Genomic DNA, 8,010 nt, shown 5'->3' with positions numbered 1-8,010 from the left:
TATTTATCGGGTGAGCCCCAAACTCGCCCGACAAGACACCTTACAGTTGTTACATAAAAAAGATGCAACCCTTAGGCTGCATCTTTTTGTTGGGATACCCGGACTCGAACCAGGAATGACAGGACCAGAATCTGTAGTGTTACCATTACACCATATCCCAATTTTATGTCTGCAATCGTTTTGTTTCCTGATTGCGATTGCAAAGGTACGCATTTTTTTTAACTGACAACATTTTTACCGACTTTTTTCTAAAAAATCTCAAAATAATACGTTTTTTTACCCGAATTACGATAAATCAGTGTACCTTTGCATAAAATAAAATACATTTTTAGGGGTAAAAACAGAATGAAAATTCTTTTTCCTCAGAGATAAAAAAATTCAGAAAATAAATAACACCTTATTTTATTAATGGAACAAACAAAAAATTTAGTTGAGACAATAACTAAAGGTATTCAAGAGAAGAAAGGGTCAAACATTAACATAATCGACCTGAGCGGCATTGAAGGCACAATTTGTCATTATTTTATAATATGTCAGGGCAATTCGCCTTCGCAGGTAGAGGCGATAACAGACTCTGTTGAAGAATTTGCCAGGGTTCACGCCGGAGAAAAGCCGGTTCACGTTGTAGGACTCAACAATGCACAGTGGGTGGCAATGGACTATACAGACGTAATGGTTCATATATTCCTGCCCGAAGTGCGCGAATATTACAATCTGGAAAATCTTTGGGAAGACGCAAAACAGACCCGGATACCTGATTTAGACTGATTGGATTTACCAAAGAAATTTTCAAAAAACATATTTAAGTTAGTTTAGACGAACAAATTAACAGAAACAACATGGAGCAAGATAAAAACAACAAGATGCCAAAATTCAGCATGAGCTGGATTTACATGCTTGTGATAATCGGCCTCATAAGCGTCTACCTCATGGGAGGCGACTCTATCGGCGGAAGCGCAAGCAAGAAGGTGTCTTACGATGAGTTCAGGGCATACGTCACAAAAGGCTATGCCTCGGAGATTGTGCTCAATAAGGACGAAAGCACCTTGAAGATGTATGTTAAGGCCGAGCACATACGCGACGTGTTTAAGGCTGGAACGAAAGAAGTGGGCAAAACTCCTTTTGTAACCAGCGAGTTCGGAAGCGCCGACAAGGTTGAAAGCTTTGTCGATGCGGAGCGTCAGGCCGGCAAGTTTAAGGGCAACCTTAACTACGAGAACAAGAAAGGAAGCGACCTGCTCACCATTCTTTTCAACATTGCACCTATTTTATTCTTTGTGTTCATCTGGCTGTTCTTCATGCGCCGCATGGGCGGAGGCGGAGGCAACGCCGGAGGCGTGTTCAACGTAGGCAAGAGCAAGGCAAAGATGTATGAAAAAGGAGCCGAGATTAACATCACATTTAAGGACGTTGCCGGACAGGCCGGTGCCAAGCAGGAGGTGCAGGAGATTGTTGAGTTCCTGAAGAATCCAAAGAAATATACCGACCTTGGAGGTAAGATTCCTAAGGGTGCACTGCTCGTAGGTCCTCCGGGAACCGGTAAGACTCTTTTGGCAAAGGCTGTTGCAGGCGAGGCCGGGGTTCCGTTCTTCTCTATGAGCGGTTCTGACTTCGTTGAAATGTTCGTGGGCGTCGGAGCAAGCCGCGTGCGCGACCTGTTCCGCCAGGCAAAAGAGAAATCGCCATGTATCATATTCATCGACGAAATTGATGCCGTGGGACGTGCAAGAAGCAAGAATCCGGCAATGGGAGGAAACGATGAGCGCGAGAACACGCTCAACGCCCTGCTGACAGAGATGGACGGATTCGGCACCAACAGCGGCGTAATCATCCTTGCAGCCACCAACCGTGCCGACATGCTCGACTCAGCACTGCTGCGTGCCGGACGTTTCGACCGTCAGATCAATGTAGACCTGCCCGACCTCAATGAGCGTAAGGAGATATTCAAGGTTCACCTAAGACCTGTAAAGACCGACCCGTCTGTAGAGATTGACATGCTTGCACGTCAGACTCCGGGATTCTCTGGTGCCGACATAGCCAACGTGTGCAACGAGGCTGCGCTGATAGCTGCCCGCCACGACAAGAAGTTTGTCGGCAAGCAGGACTTCCTTGATGCCGTAGACCGTATTATCGGCGGTCTGGAGAAGAAGACCAAGGTTATGACCCAGGGCGAGCGCCGCACCATCGCACTGCACGAGGCAGGACATGCCACGATATCATGGTTCCTCGAGCACGCCAACCCGCTGGTAAAGGTGTCTATCGTTCCGCGCGGAAGAGCGCTCGGTGCAGCATGGTATATGCCTGAGGAAAGACAGATAACAACAAAGGAGGAGATGCTCGACGAGATGTGCGCCACACTGGGCGGACGTGCTGCCGAAGAGCTGTTCACAGGCCACATATCAACAGGAGCTATGAACGACCTTGAACGCGTTACAAAGAGTGCTTACGGCATGATAGCTTACGCAGGTATGAGCGACAAGCTGCCCAACATCTGCTACTATAACAACAACGAGTATAACTTCCAGCGTCCTTACTCAGAGACAACCGCCAAGATAATGGACGACGAGGTGCTGAAGATGATCAACGAGCAATACGACCGCGCGAAGAAGATCCTTACGGAGCACAAGGATGGCCACAACAAGCTGGCCGAGATGCTGCTTGAACGCGAGGTGATATTTGCTGAAGACGTTGAGACTATATTCGGCAAGCGTCCGTGGGTTAGCCGCTCTGAAGAAATTATGGAGGAAGAGGGAAAAGACTCTAAGACTGAAGGCGAAAGCGACAAGGCCCTGCCCGAAAGCAGCGAGACTGACAACAACGCCGTAAATCAGGAACCGGCATCTGAAAGCAAGACAGAGAACGGTATTTCTGACGGCAATGACAATTCTCAAGAAACAAAATAGATGAGATATGAGTGACAAGATGAAGAACCTTATTGTAAGAAGCATCACGGGCGTGTTCTTTGTGGCAGCCATCGTGGTATGCTTCATGAGACCCATCGCCATGGAGTTTCTGTTTGCTCTCGTAACAGGACTGACGATATGGGAATACTGCGGACTGGTGAACGACGTAAAGGGCGTACAGGTAAACCGCTTTATTAGCACTGTTGCCGGTGTATATTTCTTTCTTGCCGTAGGAGGTTTCTGCAGCGGAATGATTCAGAGCGGTGCCGTGTTCATACCATATCTGCTTACAATAGTATATCTCTTCATCAGCGAGCTTTACATAAAGACGGAGAACGCGATAAACGACTGGGCTTACACCATGCTCGGACAGATGTACATCGCCCTGCCCTTCTCTACCATCAACGTGCTCGCATTCAATGCCACTCCCGACGGCAACGTTGCCTACAACTACATGATACCGCTCTGCGTGTACATATTCCTTTGGGCAAACGACACGGGCGCCTACTGCAGCGGCTCGCTCTTCGGCAAGCATAAGCTGTTTCCGCGCGTATCGCCCGGCAAGAGCTGGGAAGGCTCTATTGGCGGCGCCATCATCGTTCTGCTCGTGGCATGGCTGATAGGATACCTCGACGCACAGAACGGCAACACATCAGGACTTACCATACCGCAGTGGATGGGCCTTGGTCTTGTTGTAGTTGTATTCGGCACATGGGGCGACCTTGTAGAGTCGCTCTTCAAGCGCACCCTTGGCGTAAAGGACAGCGGAAACATTCTGCCAGGTCACGGCGGAATGCTCGACCGTTTCGACTCGTCGCTAATGGCCATGCCTGCTGCCGTTATATATCTTTACTCGCTGACGCTGTTCTGATTAGCAGACTAATCAGTTGCAATATAAACATAAACCGGCGTCATGCTTTCATCATTCCATGTCAGATGAAAGCATGACGCCGGTTGCTGATTTGAAAGACACATACACATCAAAGCGTGTCATAATATGAATTTGATTTCTATTGGCATCTTTTTGTTCGCCTTTTCTTTACATAGTCCGCTATGACTGCGAAAAATCTAACGAAAATTCGCTCAATAGAAAGCAAAAATACAGAACGAATCTCAATAAGCGATTCGGGTTTATTGAATTCCGTGATGCAGCCGCATTAGCCGGTTGTCATCAACGCCATCAGAGAGAGTCTTTTGTTACGGCACAGGCATTACTGTCAATAACTGTCCATTATATCAGAATCGGCTCTTTATGTCGCTGTTGCTGTAGGTCTTTCTCTTGCTGCGTATCTCCTTGCCGAAACTATACGAGAAGCCCAAGGTTACAGACAAAGGCGAATAGTCGTTGTTGAAATGCATGCTCATTCCGTTGTTTGAAATACTTACACCCTTAACATTTCCTGCAAACAAGTTGCTGACTCCCAACTTCATATTAAGGCGTCCCTTAAGGCACGAATAAGCAATACCGCAACTCATTGAGAATCTGCTATCAATAGTTTGAACCACATTTTTGTCTTTTCCCGAATAAGTGGCGGTAACATATCCTGTAAGATTACGGCGTCTGTCGAAAATAAACCTCAAGTCGCCCATGGCAAAAGCCTTGAGAATATGCTCATTGCTCAAGCTATAACGGCTGTCGGCAGTGGTTTTGCAATAAAACAACTCGCCAAAGACATAAGCCCTCAGCCATGACAGCTTTGTGAAATAGAGGCTAAGATCCACTCCGCAGCCTTCCTTGTCGTAAGCATTCTGCCATTGCGTGTTCGAAGAGCCGTCAGCAGCATTCATCTGCGTAACCTGTCCTATACAGTCAAACTCCTTTGCGGCCCTCAGTTCCAGACCGAGTTCAAGTCCGCTGCAAAGCACTATGTTGTTGGAAAGTCTTACTCCATACCAGTAATTTGGCTTTATTGTAGGGTTGCCCTGGGCTGTTGAGTTGGCACTCAGATAAGCCGTAAACGGATTGACCACCTGTATACCCGGACGTCTTATTCCGCTGAAAATGCTGACGCCAAAGGTTGACCCGTTGCCCGACCTGTACATCACATTCACAGTCGGAAACAGTCTGCCGTAGTTGTCTGTTGCCAATGTCCCGTTGCCGTTTTCCGACTTTGTATGCGTAAGTTCATATCTTCCGCCGAGCACCATGTCGAAGTGTCCCAATGACTTGTTGAGCGACAGATATCCGGCATAGATGTCTTCCGAATATGTAAAGTCGTCATTTTGCACGGGAAGTGTGGAATAGTCATATAGCGAGGAGTTTCTCGTCTCTGTGAGAGACGTCTTTATTCCTGCATAAAGCTTGATGCTCCAGGGCAACAGAGTTGAATAGTCGAGCGCAAAGCTCAGTCCCTTAAGATGCGCGCCCACCTGATTGCGAAGATAGTCAACGCTGTCCGTCTGCACGCTGTTTTCATAATAGTAAGAGTTGAAACTGTAGTCACGGTCGTTATCAAACTTAAAAAGGTCCATTATGAAAGATATCCTGTTGGTGCTGCTCCAGTTTCTGTCGATATAAAAGTTAAGGTTCATGTTTCGCCCGTCACGCAGTTCAAGCGACGGCGAGCGACTCTCCTCTGTCATCACCCCGGCCATGTCGTATGTGTTCTCAAAGGTCGTGCTTGGATAATTTCTGTATGTATCTATATAATAAGCCTCAATGCCTACTGTTGAAAGCGAATCAATCATAAAGTCTAACGAGCCGGAAATGTTATAGTTGTTGTTTCGCCAGCCCATGTCCGTATGGCTCTTTCGCGTCATGTCTGTAAAATATTTCACATTGCTTTCAGTATATGCAACGCTGCCGTAATTCCAGCTTGCATTGAGCGATGCCGTAACGCGCTTTCTCTGATAATTAAGGTTCATGCGGGCTGCGTTGCTCCATTTGTCGGCATAGGTTACATCGTCGCCTACTTCGCCGCCTATATAGTCGGCACCTCTTTCTGTTATTATGTTTATGATGCCAAAATCGCTTCCTGCATCATACTTTGCGCCTGGCGATGTTATCACCTCTATCTTTGCCACATTTGACGCCCTGTGCGACTTCAGTATATTGATCAGCTCACCCTCAGGGATGGTTTTCATACGTCCGTTGAACATAACCCTTACGCCGTCACGTCCCGGTATTCTGATGTCGTTGTCCGTAACCAATATACCTGGCACATTGCTCAGCAAGTCAAGCAGGTCAGTTTTGCCCTTGCGCAGCCTTATTGCGTCTACTATAAATTTGTCGGCTTCGCGCTTTATCAATTTCTCGCTCACCACTACCTCCTGAAGATCTATCTCGTCAGACACAAGTGAATCAGACTTATTTACGTTTTGAGCAAACGTATTTAAAGCAGAAAACATAGAAAAGACAAATATCAACTTTATATTTTTCATAGGCTAAGCATAGTTTTATTTTAGACATAAATATTTTCTGATATATTTCTTGGAGCCTTTGCACGTCTTAAACCAATAGTAATCACAATGCTCCTCTCCGTATACCTTACAATGTATTGGTGTATCAGCTATTTTTACATCAATCAGATGTGCCTTAATTTCAGCATGCTCCATCTGGGCAACATTATTCTTACCGCCCATATTCAGCTGCCATTTTCAAGGGCATGTCATTTCACAAATTTAATATATCATTATCATAATTTATGACATCGCAAAATAAAAAGAAAAAATGAAACCAGCAAACTATTTCGCAAAAATATTCTAAATTTATTCCTTTTTCTAAAGCGATTGTATAAATCCGTCCCACATCTTTGGCTCAGCATCCTTGCCGAAAGCCTTCTTATACAAACGTTTACGCGCTGATGACACCGAATTGCGTTCTTTGTTAGTCAGTATTGATATATCAGCCGGCCTTACTCCTATTTTCAGCAACAGACACAGACGATATTCATATTCGCTTATCTTGCATAATTCTGTCAAACGATCCTTAAAACCTGCATAATGTCTGTTGACTTCGGCATCTAACATCAGCCAATAGTCTTTAGGTATTTTTTTATCACACCTCTCGCAGGTGTTATCGTTCAAGACAGCCCTTATCTTTCTAAATATGTCAGAATTAGTGAGTTTGCTTTGTGACAGCTCTCTGTTTGCAATCTGCATATTGGCTATTCTGTTCTGATTCTCAAGCTGTTCCCTGCTGGCCTTCAGCTCGGCTGCAAGACTTTCGTTACAGTCTACGACTCTGGCAAGACGGACATTCAGACTTTCTATCTTACGCTTGTTTTCATCAACAAAAGCACTGCTTTGCTCATACTTTTCTTTCAGATACTTTGTCTCATTCTCATATTTTATCCGCTCAGACATACGCTTTTTCTTTAGATGAGATATAAAAGCAAAAAAGGCAAAAATCAACGAAATGCACATAAAAACAAATATATAAACAATATACCTATTTTCAGCCAATTCGTATTTTAACCTGATATTTTCTTTCTCCTTTTCTGTATAATTATAAACTGCATCAATTCTTGCAACATCTTTTGTCTTTATAATATTTTGGACAGAATCTGAATATGTTTCATATTTGTCAAAGAAATATGCCGCCCTAATCAAATCATTTTTTCGTAAATAATAATGTCCAAGCCATTTTGAAGCCCCATATTTGGCATAAACATTATCTAAATCATAAACCTTTTCATACAGATTCACAGCTTCATCTGTTCTGCCGACCTTATCATATATCTTCGCAACAATAACCAAAACAGCCCTGGCATTTATCCTGTTAACACGGCTCAACGCACGGTTAGCATACATCAACGCCTTACCATATTCACTTTGCTTATAATAATGCTTCGCTATTTGAGCAAGGATATCGGTTTCAAGCAAACTGTCATTTGCTTCCTTAGACAAGTTCAAGGCCTGTTCAAAACATTCTGCTGCCTGACTTTCATTTTTAACACGCTGATAACAATACGCCATACCGCACAATGAATATGCCTGACTTTTTTTGTTCTCTATTTTTTTATTATACAAATAAGAATGTCTGAACGCCTTTAATCCTTTATAATACAATCCTTGATAAAGAAAGATATATCCCATCTGCGAATAAGCCTTATATCTCAACGGACTAGCCGTGTCAGCCAATTCTATCGTTTTCTGAAAATATGGT

At 44.5% G+C, this 8,010-nt stretch carries 5 protein-coding genes and 1 tRNA gene; 3 read left to right on the top strand and 3 right to left on the bottom strand.

Features of this window, described 5'->3' with window-relative positions; genetic code table 11:
• Positions 1-89: 89 nt before the first annotated feature.
• Positions 90-160, bottom strand: a tRNA-Gln gene (locus tag ACU52_RS12360).
• 248 nt (positions 161-408) lie between these two features.
• Here ACU52_RS12360 and rsfS point away from each other — a divergent pair.
• The 3 genes from rsfS (at position 409) to ACU52_RS12345 (ending at position 3,774) form a co-directional block, all read left to right on the top strand.
• Positions 409-768, top strand: a complete 360-nt coding sequence (gene rsfS, locus ACU52_RS12355; protein WP_021853618.1) for a ribosome silencing factor — start codon at positions 409-411, stop codon at positions 766-768.
• Positions 769-839: 71 nt separating this feature from the next.
• Positions 840-2,903, top strand: coding sequence for an ATP-dependent zinc metalloprotease FtsH (gene ftsH / locus ACU52_RS12350; RefSeq protein WP_053399005.1), 2,064 nt, complete (start codon positions 840-842; stop codon positions 2,901-2,903).
• Positions 2,904-2,910: 7 nt separating this feature from the next.
• Positions 2,911-3,774 (top strand): phosphatidate cytidylyltransferase, encoded by an 864-nt coding sequence (locus ACU52_RS12345; protein ID WP_053399004.1) that lies wholly within the window; start codon positions 2,911-2,913, stop codon positions 3,772-3,774.
• Between the two features lie 365 nt (positions 3,775-4,139).
• Here ACU52_RS12345 and ACU52_RS12340 read toward each other — a convergent pair whose 3' ends face one another.
• Both ACU52_RS12340 and ACU52_RS12330 read right to left on the bottom strand, forming a co-directional pair.
• Positions 4,140-6,284, bottom strand: coding sequence for an outer membrane beta-barrel protein (locus ACU52_RS12340; RefSeq protein ID WP_053399003.1), 2,145 nt, complete (start codon positions 6,282-6,284; stop codon positions 4,140-4,142).
• A 339-nt stretch (positions 6,285-6,623) separates the two neighbouring features.
• Positions 6,624-7,940 carry a tetratricopeptide repeat protein gene (locus ACU52_RS12330; protein WP_204374665.1) on the bottom strand — a complete coding sequence of 439 codons (1,317 nt, stop codon included), beginning with the start codon at positions 7,938-7,940 and terminating at the stop codon, positions 6,624-6,626.
• Positions 7,941-8,010: the final 70 nt, after the last annotated feature.

It is taken from the genome of Xylanibacter rarus (genome assembly GCF_001275135.1).
Classification (GTDB): domain Bacteria; phylum Bacteroidota; class Bacteroidia; order Bacteroidales; family Bacteroidaceae; genus Prevotella; species Prevotella rara.
Note: the sequence above shows the minus strand (reverse complement) of the source record. Positions and strands in the feature narration are given on the sequence as shown.

What these genes read in the sequence shown, in the direction of transcription:
- ACU52_RS12340 (WP_053399003.1), bottom strand. Translation starts at nt 6,284, where the DNA reads ATGAAAAATATAAAGTTGATATTTGTCTTTTCTATGTTTTCTGCTTTA.
- ftsH (WP_053399005.1), top strand. Translation starts at nt 840, where the DNA reads ATGGAGCAAGATAAAAACAACAAGATGCCAAAATTCAGCATGAGCTGG.
- rsfS (WP_021853618.1), top strand. Translation starts at nt 409, where the DNA reads ATGGAACAAACAAAAAATTTAGTTGAGACAATAACTAAAGGTATTCAA.
- ACU52_RS12345 (WP_053399004.1), top strand. Translation starts at nt 2,911, where the DNA reads ATGAGTGACAAGATGAAGAACCTTATTGTAAGAAGCATCACGGGCGTG.
- ACU52_RS12330 (WP_204374665.1), bottom strand. Translation starts at nt 7,940, where the DNA reads ATGGGATATATCTTTCTTTATCAAGGATTGTATTATAAAGGATTAAAG.